Annotated in this window: 14 protein-coding genes; 4 read left to right on the top strand and 10 right to left on the bottom strand. The window is 68.7% G+C overall.

Translation table 11 applies throughout. From position 1 onward, the window contains the following. The first annotated feature begins 79 nt into the window (after nucleotides 1–79). Nucleotides 80–850 (top strand): hypothetical protein, encoded by a 771-nt coding sequence (locus OZ403_RS17410; protein WP_268784641.1) that lies wholly within the window; start codon nucleotides 80–82, stop codon nucleotides 848–850. Nucleotides 851–854: 4 nt separating this feature from the next. On the opposite strand, the gene OZ403_RS17405 is transcribed toward OZ403_RS17410, so the two are convergent. The 5 genes from OZ403_RS17405 to OZ403_RS17385 form a co-directional block, all read right to left on the bottom strand. Then, nucleotides 855–2045: a pyridoxal phosphate-dependent aminotransferase gene (locus OZ403_RS17405; RefSeq protein WP_140791286.1), complete on the bottom strand. Its 1191-nt coding sequence runs from the start codon at nucleotides 2043–2045 to the stop codon at nucleotides 855–857. A gap of 47 nt (nucleotides 2046–2092) precedes the next feature. Then, nucleotides 2093–2575 carry a pantetheine-phosphate adenylyltransferase gene (gene coaD, locus OZ403_RS17400; RefSeq protein ID WP_140791285.1) on the bottom strand — a complete coding sequence of 161 codons (483 nt, stop codon included), beginning with the start codon at nucleotides 2573–2575 and terminating at the stop codon, nucleotides 2093–2095. Between the two features lie 46 nt (nucleotides 2576–2621). After that, complete coding sequence (gene rsmD, locus OZ403_RS17395; RefSeq protein ID WP_268784640.1) at nucleotides 2622–3179, bottom strand: 16S rRNA (guanine(966)-N(2))-methyltransferase RsmD; 558 nt, start codon at nucleotides 3177–3179, stop codon at nucleotides 2622–2624. 25 nt (nucleotides 3180–3204) lie between these two features. Further along, nucleotides 3205–4239: a hypothetical protein gene (locus OZ403_RS17390; RefSeq protein ID WP_268784639.1), complete on the bottom strand. Its 1035-nt coding sequence runs from the start codon at nucleotides 4237–4239 to the stop codon at nucleotides 3205–3207. Between the two features lie 91 nt (nucleotides 4240–4330). After that, nucleotides 4331–5335 (bottom strand): cation diffusion facilitator family transporter, encoded by a 1005-nt coding sequence (locus OZ403_RS17385; protein WP_140791281.1) that lies wholly within the window; start codon nucleotides 5333–5335, stop codon nucleotides 4331–4333. Nucleotides 5336–5451: 116 nt separating this feature from the next. Here OZ403_RS17385 and OZ403_RS17380 point away from each other — a divergent pair, with 116 nt between their 5' ends. From OZ403_RS17380 to typA, 3 genes are all read left to right on the top strand, one after another. Continuing rightward, nucleotides 5452–7038 (top strand): sigma 54-interacting transcriptional regulator, encoded by a 1587-nt coding sequence (locus OZ403_RS17380; RefSeq protein WP_140791279.1) that lies wholly within the window; start codon nucleotides 5452–5454, stop codon nucleotides 7036–7038. Next, entirely contained in the window at nucleotides 7035–7976 is a 942-nt protein-coding gene (locus tag OZ403_RS17375; protein ID WP_268784638.1) for an alpha/beta fold hydrolase, read from the top strand. Before OZ403_RS17380 ends, OZ403_RS17375 begins: the two co-directional genes overlap by 4 nt. A gap of 199 nt (nucleotides 7977–8175) precedes the next feature. After that, complete coding sequence (gene typA, locus OZ403_RS17370; RefSeq protein WP_140798359.1) at nucleotides 8176–10023, top strand: translational GTPase TypA; 1848 nt, start codon at nucleotides 8176–8178, stop codon at nucleotides 10021–10023. Nucleotides 10024–10112: 89 nt separating this feature from the next. Here the strand turns inward: typA and cglE are convergent, their stop codons facing one another. From cglE to OZ403_RS17345, 5 genes are all read right to left on the bottom strand, one after another. Then, a complete protein-coding gene (cglE, locus tag OZ403_RS17365) occupies nucleotides 10113–10715 on the bottom strand; it encodes an adventurous gliding motility protein CglE (RefSeq protein WP_140791273.1) in 603 nt (200 codons plus the stop codon). 152 nt (nucleotides 10716–10867) lie between these two features. Further along, on the bottom strand, nucleotides 10868–12919 hold the full coding sequence (locus tag OZ403_RS17360; RefSeq protein ID WP_140798358.1) for a TonB family protein: 2052 nt from the start codon (nucleotides 12917–12919) through the stop codon (nucleotides 10868–10870). A gap of 55 nt (nucleotides 12920–12974) precedes the next feature. After that, entirely contained in the window at nucleotides 12975–13259 is a 285-nt protein-coding gene (locus OZ403_RS17355) for a hypothetical protein (protein ID WP_140791270.1), read from the bottom strand. Between the two features lie 220 nt (nucleotides 13260–13479). Next, nucleotides 13480–14874, bottom strand: a complete 1395-nt coding sequence (locus OZ403_RS17350; protein WP_268784637.1) for a tetratricopeptide repeat protein — start codon at nucleotides 14872–14874, stop codon at nucleotides 13480–13482. A 47-nt stretch (nucleotides 14875–14921) separates the two neighbouring features. Next, on the bottom strand, nucleotides 14922–18530 hold the full coding sequence (locus OZ403_RS17345; RefSeq protein WP_268784636.1) for a tetratricopeptide repeat protein: 3609 nt from the start codon (nucleotides 18528–18530) through the stop codon (nucleotides 14922–14924). Nucleotides 18531–18730 lie beyond the last annotated feature (200 nt).

Raw genomic sequence — 18730 nt, 5'->3', positions numbered from 1 at the left:
GTGTTGAAGCCGCCCGCTCGCACGGACGCCGGGCCCCACCCGCTGTCCTCTGCTAGGCTCGGCGGCCCACGGAGGTTCCATGCGCCACTGGTCCCTGGCACTGCTCGTTTCGCTCGCGTCACCCGCCCTCGCCCAGGATGCCGCCGCCCCCGCGCCCGAAAGCGCCCAGCCCCCACCACCCGAGGTGAAGGCCCCCACACCCGCGGAGCCCACGCCCGAGGTGGAGCCCAAGAAGACCGAGGCCCCCGCGACGCCTCCGGCCGCAGAAGCGCCCGCTGTGCCGGCTCCCTCTGAGGCACCCGCCAAGAAGGCAAGCACCGCCGCCAAGAAGTCGGCAGCCGCCGCCCAGCCGACCCGCGCGGCGCCCACACCGCCCCCTGCGGACGCACCGCCGGTCGACCTGCCTCCCGGACTTGCCGACTTCAAGCGCGACCCCATCCCGGACGCGCCGCCGCTGTCGCCCGAGGAGCAGATCCGCAGGGACATCCAAGCGGACGCTCGCTTCCTCTTCCAGTCCCTGCTGACGGGGGACGTACGCACCGCCTCGAACGAGCTGCTCTACCCGTTCAGCCTGGAGGCGGAGCGCTACGCCACGCCGGAGGAGCTGGTTTCGGCATGGGTGAAGCAGCTGCGGCTGAAGCGCACGGACCTCATCACCCTCTATGACGTGGAGGTGATGCCGCTGGAGGCCATGGAGAAGAAGTACGGCAAGGCGCCGGCGCGGCTGGGGTTGGACCTGCGCAACCCCAAGGACGTGTGGACGGCCGTGGGCAACCTCTCCGGCCGCCCCGCCGTCCTCGTCTACCGCCAGTACCGCGACGAGTTCCGCGCCTTCGCCTACACGGACTGAGCGGTCAGCTCAGGGCCTTGACCAGCTCACCCAGCCGGGCAAGGCCCTTCTGCAGCACCTCACGCGAGGTGACGAAGCTCATGCGCACGTAGCCGTCCGCGCCGAACGGCTCACCGGGCACGGCGGCGACGCGGAAGTCGTCGAGGAGGATTTCCGACAGCTGCATCGCGGACGTCACCGGCTTGCCCTTGTACGACCGGCCCAGCAGGCCCCGCACGTCCGCGAAGGCGTAGAAGGCGCCCTCGGGCATCCGGCAGCGCACGCCGTCCAGCGCGTTCAGTCCCGCGACGAAGAAGTCACGGCGCTCGCGGTACTCCTTCACCATGTTGGTGATGGTGTCCGGCGGTCCCTGCAACGCCGCCAACGCCGCCTTCTGGCCAATGGACGAGGCGTTGGAGGTGGACTGGTCCTGCACCATCTGCATGGCGGCCACCAGCGGCTTGGGCCCGGCGATGTAGCCCAGGCGCCAGCCCGTCATGGAGTACGCCTTGCTCATGCCGTTCACGACCACCAGCCGCGGCACCAGGTCCGGCGCCACGTCGCTGATGCCCAGGCGTTCATCGGTGTAGAGCAGCTTCTCGTAGATGTCATCCGTGACGATGAGGCAGTCGTGGGGCCGCAGCACCTCCGCGATGCGCTCCAGCGCCGCGCGCGAATAGACGGCGCCGGTGGGATTGCCCGGGCTGTTGATGATGACGGCGCGCGTGCGCGGCGTGAGCGCGCGGCGGATGGCGTCAGGGTCCGGCGCGAAGCCGTCCTCCTCACGCGTGGGGACGATGACGGGCGTTGCGCCCGCCAGCCGCACCATGTCCGGGTAGCTGACCCAGAAGGGCGCGAAGATGATGACCTCGTCACCCTCCTCCAGCGCCGCCTGGCAGAAGTTGTAGAGGGCCTGCTTGCCACCGGAGGTGACGAGCACCTGGTCCGGCATGTAGCGCAGCCCGTTGTCCCGCTCGAGCTTGGCGCAGATGGCCTCGCGCAGCTCCGGGATGCCGTTGGTGGCGGTGTACTTGGTGAAGCCCGCTCGCAGCGCGTCCACCGCGGCCTGCTTCACGTAGTCCGGTGTGTCGAAGTCCGGCTCTCCCGCGGCCAGGACCACCACATCCACACCCTTGGCGGCGAGCGCCTTGGCGCGCGAGTTGAGAGCGAGCGTCGGAGACGGCTTGATGGCCTGGAGCCGGCGAGCGAGTTTCATGTCCCCTGCCTAACGCGGAGGACCACGCGGGACAAGGGGCCTTCCTGTTACTTCCTTCCAGCGAACTTCGCCTTCAAACCTTCGTGCACGTTGGGCGGCACCAGCCCGGTGACGTCCCCACCGAAAGAGGCCACCTCCCGGACGAGGTTGGAGGAGATGTAGAAGTAGTCCTCCCCCGTCATCATGAAGACGGTCTCCACGTCGGGCGCCAGCTTGCGGTTCATGTTCGCGAGCTGGAACTCGTACTCGAAGTCCGACACCGCCCGCAGCCCGCGGACGATGACGCCCGCGTTGCGGCGCCGCACGTAGTCCACCAGCAGGCCGTGGAAGGCGTCGACCTCCACCCGGTCGTCCTGGATGGCCTCGCGAATCAACGTGCGCCGCTCGTCCTCGGAGAAGAGCGGTGTCTTCTTCGGGTTCACCGCGATGGCCACGATGAGACGATCGAACATCTTCAGGCTGCGCTGAATGAGGCTCAGGTGCCCGTTGGTGAGCGGATCAAAAGAACCAGGATAGATGGCGACCAGCATGTGCCTGGAAGTCTCGGATGCCCCCCGGGAGCCGGTCAAGGACTGCTCACGGCGCCCGATAGAAGCTCACCAACGTGTCCCCGAAGCGGCGCTGGTCTTCCCGGTCAAGCCCGGCATGTGTGTCCGGCGCCGCCTCGCGCTTGTCGTGCTCCACCACCACCATGCCGGAGGGCGTCAGCAGCCCGGCGGCCACGATGCCGTCCAGCACCGTCTCCACCACGCGCGCGGCGTATGGCGGGTCCGCGAAGATGAGCTCGAAGCGGTCGCCCCGCCGTTTCAGCGTCTCCAGCGCCCGGACCACCGGCGCGGACAGCACCTCCACCTGCCCGGCGAGCCCCACGGCCCGCGCATTCTCACGGCAGAGGGTGAGCGCCTCGCGGTCCTGGTCCACCAGCACCGCCTGCCCCGCGCCGCGAGACACGGCCTCCAGGCCCAGCGCGCCGGTGCCGGCGTAGAGGTCCAGCACCCGCTGGCCGTCCAGGAACTGGCCCAGCACGTTGAAGAGCGTCTCCCGGACGCGGTCGGCCGTGGGACGGATGTGAAGGGACGAGGACTTGGGGCCGGCCAGGGCGCGGCCCTTGGCGGTGCCTGCGACGATTCGCATGGGCCCCTTCTACACCGCTCCGGGCTCAGTCGCCCCGCTTCTCCGCCAGGAAGCGCAGCGACGCCTGACCCGTGCGCGTGGCGCCCAGCGCGGACAGGACTTCGGTGGCCTCCATGAAGGACAGGGCCTCCAGCTTCTCCCGCGCGGCGTCGTCCAGCGGTGGCAGCTGCTCCTCCAGCACGCTGAGCAGCTGTCCTGCGGGCAGGCCGGCGGCCGCGGCCTTCTCCTCCACGCTGGCGCGGACATCCAGGGGCCACGCCCCCAGCGAGAGCCGCTCGAAGCCGCCCACGCAGTCCACCTTACGCACGCCCGCCGCCACATACGTGGGCAGTCCGCCGGCCAGCGTCGCGCCCGCCTCGCCCACCGACAGCACGGCGTCGTACTCCGCGGCCAGCTCCACCAGGCTCCGCAGCAGCCGCACATCCGGCTCTCCCTCGCCCAGCGCGGACTCCGGCACGCGGACGAAGTCCACCGGCACCTTCCACTGCCTGAGGCCCTCCAGCAGCGTCCGGTACGCGTCCACGAACCCGCCAGAAGCGGCCGGCCCCGTCAGCTCCAGCGCCAGCTCGCGCTCGGTCACCGGCGCCACCAGGGCATTCACGGCCTCCACGGCCTCGTAGGAGTCCAGCCGGGACAGGTCCAGCGACACCAGCGAGAAGCCGGCGTCCACCACGCGGTAGATGCCGTCCTTCAAGGCGTCCAGCGTGTCCGCGTCCGCCCGGGCCACCCGAATGGGCCCAGCCTGGAGGAACAGGGGCCGCGCGTGTTCGGCCTCGGCGGCCGCCTGGTGCGCGGCCACGACGAAGCGCTCGGGCGCCCCCCGGTCCGACAAAGGGTGTGGGCAGGCCAGCCCCAGCAGGGCGTCCTCCGACCGGGCCGCGCGCAGCAGGCCCGGCAAGGCGCCCTTCGCTTGTACCGGCAGACACGGCAGCGCCACCGGCGCCTCCGCCAGGGCACGCAGCAGCTCCCGGGGATTGAGCAGCGGAACGCGCGAACCCGCGCCCACCCGCGCCACCGTGTTCCCCGGCCGTAACGTCAGCACCTTGTCCAACACGTTCATGGAGCGAGGAGAATCATCCGCCCGCGCCGCCCGAGGCAAGGCGAAGCTGCTGGGAGCGTCCGCTGGGGCACGCCCCCCCGGCCGCGGGCCGTCAGTGGACCTCGCCCAGGTGGGCGTAGGTCTCGCTCTCGATTTGAATCGTGGTGTGGTCGATTCCGAAGCGGTCGTACAGGTCGTGCTTCACCGCGGAGAGAATCTCGTCGTTGTTGCAGACCATGGGGTCCTGCACCACCAGGTGCGCGGACAGCGCATACACGCCGCTGGAGATGGTCCACACGTGCAGGTCATGCACCGCCGTGACGCCCTGCGCGCGGAGCATCAGCTCCTTGATTTGCGCCAGGTCCACGTGCGCCGGCACCGCCTCCATCAGCACGTCCACCGCGTCGCGCACCAGCCGCACCGCGCCGATGACGATGACGATGGAGATGACCACCGAGATGATGGGGTCCACGACGTACCAGCCCGTGTACGCCATGATGCCCGCGCCCACGAGCACGCCCACCGATGACAGCGTGTCTCCCAGCACGTGCAGGAAGGCCCCGCGCACGTTCATGGAGTGGGAACGGTGCAGGAACCCCAGCGCGCCCAGGTTGGCCAACAAGCCCACCGAGGCCACGATGGCCATGGGCCCGATGTCCACCGGCGCCGGCGTTCGCACCCGCTCCCATGCCTCATAGAGGATGAAGCCGGTGATGCCCATCAGCAGCACGCCGTTGAGCAGCGCGCTGAGGATCTCCATCCGGTAGTAGCCGTACGTCTTCTTCACGTCCGCCGGCTTGCCCGCGAACCACAGCGCCACCAGGCTCAGCGCCAGCGCGGACACGTCCGTCAGCATGTGGCCCGCGTCGGACATCAGGGCCAGCGAGTTCGTCAGCCAGCCGCCCACCGCCTCCGCCAGCGCGATGGTGGCCGTCAGCACCAGGGCGAAGATGAGCCGGCGCTTGTCCTTCTTCCGCTCCTCCGCCAGTCCGCCCTTCCGGGGACCGTGCCCATGGCCGTGCCCATGGCCATGATGATGGTGGTGGCCATGGCCGTCGCCGTGGTCATGCTCGTGGCCATGCCCGGATTCACCGCGGGTGTAAGGGGAAGTAGTCACGGGAGAGGGGGGTGCGGATAATGCCCGTTCATGAGGTATGAGAGGCCGGGAATCTGGCTGCCGCCAGGCCCGGCGTCCCCTGCTCCGGAGCGTGGGGAGACGCGACGGAGGTGGGGATGGACTACGGGAAGCATCTGAACCTGCACACCATCATCATGCTCAGGGATGTCATCCGCAAGTGGTGGCAGGTCGAGCTGGCGTTCGCGGACCGCCACGGCGTGGTGCATGAGTGGCAGCGCGGGGACGTCAGCCCGCCGCCGAACGCCTTCTGCCGTGCCGCCCTGACCTCGAAGGAGGGCTTGCGGCGCTGCGGCCAGTCCGTCCGTGTACTGAACGAGAAGTTCAAAGCCAACAAGAAGGTGCGCCGCTCGCTCATCCACGACTGCCACCTCAACTTCAGCATCGTGGGCGCGCCCCTCTACATCGCCAACGAATACGAGGGCTTCCTCTTCGTCGAGGGCTTTGCCCGTCAGCCTCTTGACGCGCGCGAAGCGGACGTCCTCAAGTCGAAGGTGCGCCAGTTCGCCCCGTCGCACGTGGATCTGGACGGGTTGAGCGAGCAGGTCCCCGTCCTGGACGGCGCCGAGCTGAGCAAGCTGTCCGACCTGCTCGAGTGCGCGGCGAATGAAATCGCCAACCACGAAGCGGCGGAGGCCTCCCGGCAGGAGGACGGCGCGCCCGTGCTGTCCCGCGAGCTGAGCGACCGCTACCGCTTCGAGAAGATCATCGGGCGCTCCGGGCCCATGATGGAGGTGTTCCGGTTGATGGAGAAGGTGGCCAACTCCGACTCCACCGTCCTCATCAACGGCGAGTCCGGCACCGGCAAGGAGCTGGTGGCCCGCGCCATCCACCTCAGCGGCCCGCGCGCGCAGCAGCCCTTCGTGGTGCAGAACTGCTCCGCCTTCAACGACAACCTGCTGGAGAGCGCCCTCTTCGGCCACACCCGCGGCGCCTTCACCGGCGCGCTGCGCGACAAGAAGGGCCTCTTCGAGGTCGCCGACAGCGGCACCTTCTTCCTGGATGAAGTGGGCGACATGTCCGCCGCGCTGCAGGTGAAGCTCCTGCGCGTGCTCCAGGAGGGCACCTTCCTGCCCGTGGGCGGCACGCAGCTCAAGGAGGTCAACGTCCGCGTCATCGCCGCCACCCACAAGGACCTGGGCGAATTGGTGAAGCGGGGCGAATTCCGCGAGGACCTCTACTACCGCATCAACGTCATCCGCGTGCAGCTGCCCCCCCTGCGGGAGCGGCGCGACGACATGCCCGTCCTCATCGACCACTTCCTGCGCAAGCACCACCGCGAGGGCCAGCGCGCGCGAGGGCTGGACGCGGAGGCACTGGCCATCCTGGGCGCCTACGCGTGGCCGGGGAACATCCGCGAGTTGGAGAACGAAATCGAACGCCTGCTCGTGCTGGGGGGCGAGCTGGAGTCCATTCCCGCCGAGCTCATCTCCAGCCGCATCCGCGACGCCGTGTTGCCCGGCGGAGGCCCCTTCATCTCTCCGCGCGCCCACGGCAAGCTGCACGAGGCCGTGGAGGCATTGGAGCGGGAGATGATCCAGCAGGGACTGATGCGCACGCGCCACAATAAGAGCCGGCTGGCGCGAGAGTTGGGCATCAGCCGCTCCAACCTCATCTTGAAGATCTCCCGCTACGGCCTGGACAAGGGCCTGCCCGAGGACGAGGCGGAGATGGGCGACGCATGAGTCCCGGCGCGCGGTACTTCCACCAGGACCGCCTGCGCGTCCCGGACGGCGCGGAGCTGTACTACCAGGTCCAGGGAGACGGCCTTCCGGGCATCGTCTTCTGTGACGGCCTGGGCTGTGACGGCTTCGCCTGGAAGTACCTGGCGCCCTACCTGGTCCGGAACCACCGCGTGCTGCGCTGGCACTACCGGGGCCACGGCCGCTCCACCGTCCCCGAGGACCGCTCTCGCATCGGCATGCTGTACACCTGCGATGACCTGCGGCGGATGCTCGACGCCGTGGGGATGGAGCGCGTCGTCCTCTTCGGCCACTCCATGGGCGTCCAGGTGGCGCTGGAGTTCCAGCGCCGCTACGCCCAGCGCGTGTGCGGGCTCGTCCTGGTGTGCGGCAGCTACGGCAACCCGCTGGACACCTTCCACGACTCCACCGTGCTCAAGCGGGCGTTCCCGCTCATCCGCCGCGTGGTGGAGCGCTACCCGGGGCAGTCCGCCCGCATCATCCACACGGTGCTGCGCACGGAGCTGGCCGTGCAGTTGGCCATCACCCTGGAGATGAACCGGGAGCGCATCGCCCGCAACGACCTGGCGCCCTACTTCGACCACCTGGCCCGGATGGACCCCGTCGTCTTCGTGCGCACCCTGGAGTCCATGGCGGAGCACAACGCGTGGGACCACCTGCCCTACGTGGACGTCCCCACCCTGGTGGTGGCGGGCGGCCAGGACAAGTTCACGCCGGGTTGGATCTCCGAGGAGATGGCCGACCGGATCCCCGGCGCCGAGTTGGAGCTCATCCCCGACGGCACCCACACCACCCCACTCGAAGCCCCCGGGCGGGTGGAGGCCCGCGTCGAGCGCTTCCTCCGGGAGCGACTGAACGTGCGTACCGGCCCCCCCTCGCCCACGCCTACACCGGTGGTGAGCCCTCCCGCTGGCCCCTGAGCCCTCCGGAAGAGGCCGGGCCCCTGGCGTTGTTCATGGGTGACAGGAGTGAAAACCCGCCCGCACGGACGCTGGGCTTCCGGCTGCATTGCAGGGGACGCACTCGCGGCATATAAGCGCCGACCTCCCGGGTTCCGGTGGGGTTCGGAAGCCCCGGCCTCCTCGGGCGTTCCCCACCAGCCATCACAGTTCGGTTCGTATGATTCCTCGCGAAAATATTCGTAACGTCGCCATTGTCGCTCACGTCGACCATGGCAAGACCACGCTCGTCGATCACCTGCTTCGCCAGGCGGGCACCTTCCGTAGCAACGAGCACGTCGCCGAACGGGTGATGGACTCGAACGACCTCGAGCGCGAGAAGGGCATCACCATTCTCGCGAAGAACACCGCGGTCAATTACAAGGGCATGCAGATCAACATCATCGACACCCCGGGTCACGCCGACTTTGGTGGTGAGGTGGAGCGTGGTCTGCGCCTCGTTGAGGGCGTCATCCTGCTGGTGGACGCCGCCGAAGGCCCCCTGCCCCAGACGCGCTTCGTGCTCAGCAAGGCCCTGGCCATGGGCCTGAAGACGGTGCTGGTCATCAACAAGATCGACCGCCAGGACGCCCGCGCGAAGGACGTGCTGGACCTGGTGTACTCGCTCTACATCGACCTGGGCGCGGACGAGCAGCAGTTGGAGATGCCCGTCCTCTACACCATCGCCCGCCAGGGTCAGGCGTCCACGCAGCTGGAGGTCCCCGGCAAGACGCTGGAGCCCCTGTACGACGCCATCATCAACCACATCCCGCCTCCGCCGAAGTCGGACGAGACGTCGCTGCAGCTGCTGGTCGCCAACCTGGACTACGACGACTACGTCGGCCGTCTGGCCGTGGGCCGCGTGCAGGCCGGCCGCATCACCGCCAACATGCCCGTGGCCGTCTGCCGCGAGGGTGGGAAGGTGCAGCCGGGCAAGATCGTCAAGCTGTACGGCTTCTCCGGCCTGAAGCGCGTGGAGATCCCGGACGCGGGTCCGGGTGAAATCGTCTCCATCGCCGGCATCGAGGAGATCTCCATCGGCGACACCATCGCCGACGCGGAGAAGCCGGTGCCCCTGCCCCGCATCACCGTGGACGAGCCCACGATGATGATGGTCTTCAAGGTCAATGACGGGCCGCTGGCGGGCAAGGAAGGCAAGTTCGTCACCTCCCGCAACCTGCGCGAGCGCCTCTACCGCGAGGCCTACCGCAACGTGGGCGTCCGCGTGGAGGACACCGACACGCCGGACGCGTTCCGCGTGGTGGGCCGCGGCGAGCTCGCCCTGGCCGTCATCATCGAGAACATGCGCCGCGAGGGCTACGAGCTGACGGCCTCCAACCCGGAGCCGATCACCAAGGAGATCGACGGGCAGGTCCACGAGCCCATGGAGCTGCTCTTCTGCGACGTGCCGGAGAACAGCGTGGGCGCGGTGACGGAGCGCCTGGGGCCCCGCAAGGGCCGCATGGTGGACATGGGCACCCTGGGCTCGGGCCGCACCCGGCTCCAGTTCCGCATCCCCGCGCGCGGCCTCATCGGCTTCCGCTCGGAGTTCCTCACCATCACCCGTGGCGAGGGCATCATGAGCAGCCAGTTCGACGGCTACGAGCCGTGGTTCGGCTACATCCCCAAGCGGCAGAATGGCGCCATCGTCTCCGACCGCCTGGGCGACACCGTGCCCTACGCGCTCTTCAGCATCCAGGAGCGTGGCTCGCTCTTCATCGGCGCCGGCACCACGGTGTACGAGGGAATGATCATCGGCGAGCACTCGCACGCGTCCGAGCTGAACGTGAACTGCTGCCGTGAGAAGAAGCTCACCAACATCCGCGCCGCCGGCCGCGACGAGAACGTCATCCTCACCCCGCCGCGGGAAATCAGCCTGGAGAAGGCGCTGGAGTGGATCGCCGACGACGAGCTGGTCGAGGTGACGCCCAAGTCCATCCGCATGCGCAAGAAGGCGCTGGCGGTGGGCGAGCGCTACCGCGCCGAGCGTGACCGCAAGCGCGAGGAGCGCGCGGCCGAAGGCGAGTAAGCCTTCGCTCAGGGGCGCTCACTGGGCGCCCCGCATCACCAGGGCCCGGTCCCACTGCGTTGGGGACGGGCCCTTCGTGTATGCGGGCTTCAGAACGTGTACTTCACCTTCGGGAAGATGGCGAAGGAGGTGATGTTGGGCCCGATGATGTAGCGGGCCAGCAGGTCCGCGCCGACGGAGAAGTGGTCCATGCCCGTGGCGTACTCCACGCCGAAGCCCAGGCCCGCGTTGGGCGCGCTGACGGCGCGTCCCGGGTCGCCCTCGCCTGGGTCCACGGGCGCCGGATCCAGCCGCGTGTAGCCCGCCACGACCTTGGGCGTGAGGAACAGCCGGTCCATGACGCGCACGTGGTAGGCCGCCGACGCGTTGAAGAAGGCCATGGTGAAGTTGTCCGACAGCGCGCACGTCTCCGTGCCAGGCAAGTAGCCCGCGAAGCAGTTCTGCGCGGACGAGCCGAGCCCGAAGTGCGCCCCCAGCGACAGCTTCTCCGTGAGGTCGTACCCCACGCCGAGCTGAAGGTACGTCTGGGCGTTGGAGTAGACGTTCTCCCCGCCCACGGTGAAGAACACGCCGATGTCCGTCTCGGTGAAGAAACCACGGCGCGGCTCGAACGCCACCCCTTCCGGCGGTGTGGCCGCAAGAACCGGAGACGACAGCAGCGCGAGCGCGGCAATCAACTGAGACTTCTTCACGGGTCCTCCCGACAGACGTGCCCTCCCAGCGCAACGCGGGAGCGCCGCAGACGTTAATGACGCCCCCCCGGAACCGGCAGTGGGGGAAAACGAAAGTGGCGTGGACCGTTTCGTCCACGCCACTCGAATGCTTCACGGGCCGTTACCGCCGCTCACCCTCCCGCGCCCGCGGGCGAGAAGAGCCAGGGGTACGTCACCGACACCACGCCGCCGCCCTTGGGCTCCGGGAACTTCCAGCGGCGGATTCGCGACAGCATGCAGCGCTCCGCCGCGGCGTTGTTCAGCGTCGTCTCGGAGACACTCGCGTCGGACACCGCGCCCGTGGGGTCGATGACGAAGGCCACCGCCACCTTGCCGGCGAGGCTCGGGTCCTTGTTCAGCTCCGACTCGTAGCAGTACTTGATCTCCCCCTGGTGCCGCCGGATGACCTTGGCGATGACGTCCTTGTCCAGGCCGCCCACCACCGTCGTCTTGCCAGGGATGACCTTGGTGATGGACTTGCCACGGCCGCCCAGGTCGATGCCGCCCGACCCTCCCGTGCCACGGCCGGTGCCCTGCGTCCCGAGACCACCGATGCCCAGCGCGGTGCCACCAGCGCCCTTGCCAGTGCCACGCGAGCCCAGGCCGCCCACGCCCTGCGCGTCACCCATGGCCGCGCCGCCCTTGAGGCCGCCCAGCGCGTCGTTGATGCCGGTGCCGAAGCCGCCGGGACCGAACACGTCCGATGCCCCACCCTTCATGCCCTTGAAGGCGCCCAGCAGGCCGGCCTTGCCCACCGCCTGACGGTCCTTCTCCTTCTTGCTCTTGTCCACCACGGGCGTGCCGGGCTTGGAGGGCGCCGCTTCCTGCTGCTTCGCCTCCTCCTTGCCGAACTTGCCTTCCTCGTCCTTCGCCTTGGCGCCCTCTTCCGGCGCGGACAGCTGGAGCTTCTTCGCCTCCAGCTTCTTCTCCGGGGTGATGAGGAACTTCGCCACGCGCTGCTGGGACTCGAAGATGTCCGCGCTCTGCGGCAGCTCCTGGCGCGGCGTCAGCACCATGGCCAGCACCACCGCCAGGCCCGTCAGCATGCAGATGCTGGTGATCTTGAAGAACGTGAAGTCGGAGTCCTTCAGCGACGCGGCGGTGATGACCGGAGACGGCTTCACGTAGCGCGCGACGAAGGACACCGTGCCCAGCGACACCTCCACCCGGTCGTGCAGCCCCAGGGTGAAGCGCTGCTCGGCGTCGTCACCGGCCTGGCCGGAGAGCGCGCCCGCGGCCCGCAGCGCGTCCTTGGTGCGCACGTTGCCCTGGTTGGTGACGAAGGCGCGCGAGCCCGCGGGAGCGCGCACCTCCAGCACGTCCTTCTCGCTGACGGCCAGCACATGGCTCTTGCCCACCGACGGCGCGAAGACGTTGAAGAAGTTCTTCTTCGCCTCGCCGATGGTGACGGGCACGCCGTCCTTGAAGTGCTGGACCTCCAGCATGGTGTCGCCCCACAGCAGCGCGACCTGGAGGACGCGCGCCTCGGGCGTGGGCATGGCCTCGGGAGGCAGCGGCTCCTGGAGGTGCGGCGCCACCGTCCGCCGCGTCGTGGCCGTGTTCGCCGCGTTCGGCGTGGACGTCCGCGCCGTGGAGGGTGTCGTGCGAGGCTGGAGCCCCGGAGGCACCTGCCGGGGCGGCTCGACCGGAATCACACCGGGAGAGGCCACCCGCTCCACGCGGTTGCCCAGCGCCGTGGACACCTGGCGCATGGGCGGCGGCGGCGTGGGAACCAGGTTCGGTAGATCCGCGCGCGCCTGCGTCTGCATCTGCATGGCACGCGGCGGCGGCGGTGGCGTGGCCACCGGCCCCTGGAACACCGGCCCCGCCACCCGCGCACCCGCGGGAAGCGGACGCTCGGGCTGGGTCGCTCCGAAGAGCACCTCCACCCGGCTGCCGCCCACCAACAACACATCCCCGGGATTGAGCGCCGTGGGGAGGACGAGCCGCTGTCCACGCACCTCCGTGCCACCCTCACTCCCCAGGTCGATGGCCGTGACCGAGCCATCCTTGTCCACCTTCAGCATCACATGGAGATTCGAGACCCCCGGGTCCTGAATCTTCACTGCCGCCTGAGCGCCCGACCCCACAATGACGCTCTCGGCCTCCGACACGGCTTCCGCCGTGGAGCCATCCGGCCCGGTGATCCGAAGCGTCAAGCCGTTGTTCTTCGCCGCCGCCATGAGGATTTTCCCTCTTCCCTTCCGCCCTTAGAACGACTGCCGCCGCCCACTGCCGCTAGAGGTTGTCGACTGACTTCTGTAACTCTGGATCGAAGTTGTCCCGGACCTTGATGAGGCTCTGGAAGTCCGTCTTCTTCCGGTGGAGGACGTACGAGCCCTCAGGCTTCGTGAGCTCGCCTTCCACCGCGACATCCGTGAAGTCGATGACCGTCTTCTTCTGGAAGACAGTGCGGTCCTCCTCCTGGACGACCTTCACCGTATCTTTCGACGCCTGTGCCATCGCCACCGAGGGTGCCGCCCACAGACCCAGCACCACCACCGCTGATACCAGTCGCCTCATGCTCAACCTCCCAATGCACAGCGCGATCCAACCTCAAGTCCTTGAATCCAGAGGAGCTCGCCTGCTCATCCGGGTGTTGCAGCCTGGAGAGAGGAAAAAAGTTCCGTCCCTCTTCGTCAAAACTCCAGCTTGCCTGCTGGGGTGATGCCACGGGTGCCTGTCCAACCCAGCCCCCGCCCACGGTGCTAGCGACGCACGCCGCTCCCCAAGGGCAGCCGCTTCACTCGCCCGTGGTGCCTTGCTCGGGCTGGGTGCCCGCGCCCTGCCCTGGCTGTGCGCCCGCGCCGCCCGTGGCATCGCCTTTCGGCGCCACATCCGAGCCCTGACCAGGCGCCACACCCTCGGCGCCCTGCGCGGGCTGCGCACCGCCGCCGCCAATGGCCTCATCCGCCGGAGCGCCATCGCCTTCGCCTTCCGCGGTGGCGGGCGCGGTGGCGGGCGGTGGAGCCTTGAGCATGTTCTGCAGGCCCTGGACCTTGGCGGTGATCATCTGCTTGTCATTGTCGGTCGTCGTCTCCAGACCCTTGCAGCGGTCGAGGAACGCGATGGCCTTCTGCCAGCCCGCGCGGTCCGACGCATACGCCCAGCCCGCGCCGCACACGGCCTCCGGCAGGTCCGAGCGCGTGGCCAGCACCTTCTCGAACGCCTCGCCCGCGGCCAGGCCCTTCTTCGGGTCGCGCCCCTTCTGCCCGTCCAGCGCCCAGGCCAGGTACAGCGTCACGTCCGGCGAGCCCGGCTCCAGCTCCGCGGCCTTGCCGAAGGAGCGCTCGGCGCCCACGTAGTCGCGGAAGCTCAGCGCCAGGGCGCCCAGGTTGAGGTAGCCCGGGGTGAACTTCGCATCCAGGGAGATGGCCTTCTGGAACTGCACCAGCGCGCGCGCCCGGTCGTCCAGCTTCAGGTAGACCATGCCCAGCAGGTTGTAGAGCGCCGGGTCATTCTCCGAGTGCTTGCGCGCGTTGCCGGCCAGCAACTCCGCCAGCCGGTACTTCTCCCGTGCGTAGGCCACGTGCGCCAGGTTCTTGTACGCCCCCGGGTTGTCCTTGTTGCGCACCAGCACGCGGCGCGCGGCGGCCTCGGACTCGTCCAGCTTTCCGGCGACGCGATAGGTGATGGACAGGCTGTTGAGCAGCGACGCGTCGTACTCGCGACCAGGCATCTTCAGCGCCCGCTCGAACAACGCGATGGCTTCGTCCAGCCGCCCCTGCTCCCGGTACATGACGCCCAGGTTGACCACCGCGGGCACGTGCGCCGGGTCCAGCAGGAGGACCTTCTCGTAGGCCACGCGCGCGTCATCCGGACGGCCCTGGCGCTCCGCGATGACGCCCAGGTTGAACTGCGCGTTGAGGCTCTGCGGCAGTTCATCCACCACCGCCTCGAAGCCCTTGCGCGCACCGTCCAGGTCCCCCGCTTCATAGGACTGGAGCGCCGCCGCGAAGGCGGACTTCGCGCTGCCGGACTTCTGCGCGGGAGGCGGCACCGGCTTCTGCTCGGGCGCGGGCTGCTGCGCCGCGGGCGGAGGCACCTCCGGCACGGCGGTCTGCTTCTTCTGAGGCCCCGACGCGCACGCCGCCGTGAAGGCCAGCGAGCCGACGAGGAGCGAACGGAACCAGGTCATCTGCGTCTTCCCCGCCCCAACCTGAAAGGAATCGATGCGAAACGGCTTCATCGCAGCACCTCCCCGCGCGCCGCCGTGGGTGCCTGCGCCTCGCCATCCGAGGGCTTCGAGGAATCCGCCGGGACCGGCGTCGTCGCGGTGGCGCCTTCCAGCACGCGCACCAGGTCCGACCGGACGAGCGTGTCGCTGCCGCGGTAGTTCACCTGCCGCACCTGCGCGTAGGCCCCCGGACGCAGGCGGTTCACCTGGTCCTGCGCGGCCAGGGTCCACGGGCTGTAGACGCCCAGCTCGTAGGCCTTCTCCAGCGCCTTCTCCAGGGCCTCGGAGGCCTTGTCCTCCAGCGGCAGCGCCAGGTTCTCCAGCTCGCCGCGGTACATGGCGAGCTGCTCCTCGTCGAGCCCGGACGGGTCCGGCGAGTCCATGATGTTGCGCGCGAAGTCGGCATAGGCCAGGCCGATGCGCGTGAGCGCCGCGATGCCCCAGTCACCGGAGCCGGTGGACAGCACCGCGAGGTACTCCTTCTCCAGCCGCTGGATCTCCTTCTGCTTCGCCGCCAGGTCCCGGCGGATGGTGCTCACCCGCGAGAAGCGGATGCCCGTGTAGCGCTTCCACGCCGGCTCCAGCGACAGGAAGCGCGCATGGCCGTAGGCATTGAGGACCGCCGTGTCCTTGCGCGCGCTCTCCGGCAACCGGTTCCAGGCCCGCACCAGTTCGCCCTGCACGCGCTCCTGTTCGCGCGCGTTCTTCAATTGTTCGTACGCCAGCAGCTCGTGGTAGCGGGCCTGGTACACCTGCGCGGAGCTGGAGCGCGAGTCCCGGCCGTACGTCTCCGCGAAGACGCCGAAGGCCCGGGCCGCCTCGCTCCACCGCTTCTCCTTCTCCCACGCGAGCGCCGCCGCGAAGGCCACCTGCGGCACGTCCTTGCGGTCCTTGAAGCGGGACACGTAGGAGTTGTAGGCGGCCACGGCCTTCTGTGGCTCGCCCGCGCCTTCCCACCAGACGCCCGCGTTGAACTGCGCATCCGCCACCCAGGCGTCGGCCTCCTCCAGCAGCGCCTTGCGCTCGGCGGCCTTCCGCTCGCGCTTGGACTCCGCGTCCTCGGCGCCCGGAGCGACAGCCGCCTTGGCGGCCGTCTTCGTCGCCTTGCGCTTGCCGTTGGCGTCGTCCACCTTCATCGCGGCGTCGTAGCTGGCCACGAAGGACTCCGCCATGACGGCGGCCTTTCGGTACTCAGCGACCTTCTCGTAGAGGCCCGCCAGCGAGTAACGCGCCTTCAGCTCGAAGGGGCTGCGCGGGTACTCCTTGAGGAACCGCTCGCCCGCGGCCAAGCCCTTGTCGATTTCGCCCGCCTCCTGCGCGATGACCATCGCGTAGGTGAGCGCGCGGTCCGCGTTCTCCGACTTGGGGAAGTCCGACACGAAGCGGAGGAACTCCTCGGCGGCCTTCTTCGGGTTCTTCTCCTTCTTGTAGACGACTTCGTCCACCCACTTGTACTGGCTGCCTTCGACGACGCGGCTGACGCGCACGGCGAAGTCCGTTCCGGGCTTGGACAGCTTCTTGTTCTCCAGGAACTTCTTCGACAGCGTGTTCAGCTCAAGCCACTCCTCGCGGCTCTCCAGCACATACATGGTGAGGTCGGCCGCGTCGCGCGAGCGGCGCTCCTCTGGGAACTTCTCGATGATTTCGCCGAAGCGCCGGGCCGCGTCCACGAAGTGGCTGCGGTCATAGAGGGTGACGGCGGCCTGGTAGCGCAGGTCGATTTCGTCCTGCGTGTTCGGATACAGCTTCACGTAGACGTCGCACGCGGCGACCAGCCGGTCCTCGAACTTCGTGAGCGCCTCCTCCTGGCGGTCCTTCGCGTCGCGCTTGACGATCTTCTGCTTGGTGACGTCGCCCTTGTCCTTCTTCTCGTCGACCTTCTGGCCGTCACGCAGGTCGCTCCTGGCGAGCTGGCCGCGCTCGATCTTCACCAGCTTGTCGTAGGCGAGGATGGCGTTGTACGCAGCGCTCTTGCGGTACGTCTCGTTGGAGACCTCGCGCGCTGTGTCGCGGTCCGGAATCTTGAAGGCCACCACGGCGTCGTACTCGGCCGCGGCCGCTTCCCACTCCTCCAGGGCCCAGAGGATTTCCGCGTAGAAGAAGCGGAGGTTGAAGGCGGAGTCCGCCACGAAGTCCGGGTTCGCGTTGGAGGCGAACGCCTCCACGTACTGCTTGTAGATGTCACGCGCCAGCCGGTAGGTCTCCACCTGGCGCGTCTTCTGCGCCTCCTGGTGGTACTCGGTGACCATGACGCGCATGGCCTCTTCGGTGACGTTGAAGGCATTGCGCAGGACGGTCGTCTTGCCCTCGTTGGCCTTCCACCACTCGCCACCGGGGCTGTAGAGGTCCACCATCCGCTTCATTTCCTTGCGGACCAGCTGGCGCTGGCGGAGGCCCTCGTGGGCGCGGACGATGGCCTGCTGGTACTCCGGCGCGTTGGCGCCCATGGGCGCGTCGTCCACGAGCGTGCGGTACGTGAGGATGGCGCTGTCGAAGTGGCCCGCGTCCACCAGGCCCGCGGCCGTCTTGGCCAGCAGGCGGCCCACGCGCTGCGCCGGCGCCTTCTCCTTGAAGTAGGCGATGGCTTCCTTCGGCTGATCCAACTGGACGTAGAAGACCGTCAGGTCGTTGAGCGCCTCGGTGCGCAGGTCACCCAGCTCGGGGCTCTTCGCGGCGTAGTCCACCACCTCGTGGAGCTTCTTCAGGCCGGGCTCGTAGTCGCCGGTGTTGAAGTCACACCAGGACAGCTTGTAGACGGCGTAGCCGTAGATCTTCGGCACGCGCGAGTCCCGCGCCTTCTCGTAGTTCGCCTTGGCGGGGATGAGCTTGTTGTTCTCGAAGTAGTGGTTGCCGAGCTGGATGTACGCGTCCGGCACGAACTGCGACTTGGGGAAGTCGCGGATCAACTCCTCGTAGCGGGCCACCGCGTCCTCGCGGCGTCCCAGCTCGTAGTAGTTGTACCCCATGGAGAAGAGGACCTCGTCGCGCTGCGGATAGTCCGGGTACGCGCGGAGGATGTCCTCGTAGATGTCCATCGTCTCGGTGCGGTAGCGCTCGCTGTCCGCGTGGTTCTTCTGGGGCGGCTCCACCTTCTCGCCGCGCGCCACGGCCGCGTCGTATTCCTTCTCCGCCGCGAGGAAGCGCGTCATCTCCAGCTGGTAGAGGTACTTGGACTTCTCCCAGTAGAGCTCCGACAGGCGGTAGAGCATCTCCGCCTTCTGCGGATTGCCGTCCCGCAGCTTGGGGATGAGGCGCTTGAAGGCGGCGATGGCCTCGTCGCGCTTCTTGTCCGCCAGCGCGTCCCGCTTGGCGTCCGGGATGCGGGGCAGCTCCGCGAACTTCGCCGACGCGGGCTGAACACGCGCGGGCCCCTGCCGCACGTCCTCCGGCGCGACACCCGGCGGCGGCGCCTTCTCCCCTGCCTTGCGGTCAACCTGGGCCTTCGCGGACTTCTTCTTCCCGCCCGCCTTGCTGGACGCACCGGAGGTCTTCGACGCGGACGCCGCGGCGGGCTTCTTCCCCCCCTTGCGGGCCTGCGTTTCCGCCGCCTCTCCCACCCCGCTAGTGATGAGCACCGCGCCCACCGCCAGCGCACCGAAACGAAGAACCACCTTCATGCGAGCTCCTGCCGTGAAGCCGACCCGGCATGCGGGCAATCCAGCACCCACTGACGAGGGACGACGGAAAGTAGATGCGCACTTCTGGATTGAGAAGTGGCGGTGGAACGGTGCTTGCGCACTGTCAACAACGACGAAGGGGCCGCTTCCACGCGGTGTCGCGTGGAGCCGGCCCCTCAAGGTACGTGCATGCGTGACAG

This window comes from Myxococcus sp. NMCA1 (assembly GCF_026810205.1).
Lineage (GTDB): Bacteria > Myxococcota > Myxococcia > Myxococcales > Myxococcaceae > Myxococcus > Myxococcus xanthus_A.
The sequence above is the reverse complement of the archived record's forward strand: the minus strand, read 5'-3'. Positions and strand labels throughout refer to the sequence as shown.

What these genes read in the sequence shown, in the direction of transcription:
- OZ403_RS17360 (WP_140798358.1), bottom strand. Translation starts at nt 12,919, where the DNA reads ATGGCGGCGGCGAAGAACAACGGCTTGACGCTTCGGATCACCGGGCCG.
- OZ403_RS17405 (WP_140791286.1), bottom strand. Translation starts at nt 2,045, where the DNA reads ATGAAACTCGCTCGCCGGCTCCAGGCCATCAAGCCGTCTCCGACGCTC.
- coaD (WP_140791285.1), bottom strand. Translation starts at nt 2,575, where the DNA reads ATGCTGGTCGCCATCTATCCTGGTTCTTTTGATCCGCTCACCAACGGG.
- OZ403_RS17345 (WP_268784636.1), bottom strand. Translation starts at nt 18,530, where the DNA reads ATGAAGGTGGTTCTTCGTTTCGGTGCGCTGGCGGTGGGCGCGGTGCTC.
- OZ403_RS17390 (WP_268784639.1), bottom strand. Translation starts at nt 4,239, where the DNA reads ATGAACGTGTTGGACAAGGTGCTGACGTTACGGCCGGGGAACACGGTG.
- typA (WP_140798359.1), top strand. Translation starts at nt 8,176, where the DNA reads ATGATTCCTCGCGAAAATATTCGTAACGTCGCCATTGTCGCTCACGTC.
- OZ403_RS17380 (WP_140791279.1), top strand. Translation starts at nt 5,452, where the DNA reads ATGGACTACGGGAAGCATCTGAACCTGCACACCATCATCATGCTCAGG.
- OZ403_RS17350 (WP_268784637.1), bottom strand. Translation starts at nt 14,874, where the DNA reads ATGACCTGGTTCCGTTCGCTCCTCGTCGGCTCGCTGGCCTTCACGGCG.
- rsmD (WP_268784640.1), bottom strand. Translation starts at nt 3,179, where the DNA reads ATGCGAATCGTCGCAGGCACCGCCAAGGGCCGCGCCCTGGCCGGCCCC.
- OZ403_RS17355 (WP_140791270.1), bottom strand. Translation starts at nt 13,259, where the DNA reads ATGAGGCGACTGGTATCAGCGGTGGTGGTGCTGGGTCTGTGGGCGGCA.
- OZ403_RS17375 (WP_268784638.1), top strand. Translation starts at nt 7,035, where the DNA reads ATGAGTCCCGGCGCGCGGTACTTCCACCAGGACCGCCTGCGCGTCCCG.
- OZ403_RS17410 (WP_268784641.1), top strand. Translation starts at nt 80, where the DNA reads ATGCGCCACTGGTCCCTGGCACTGCTCGTTTCGCTCGCGTCACCCGCC.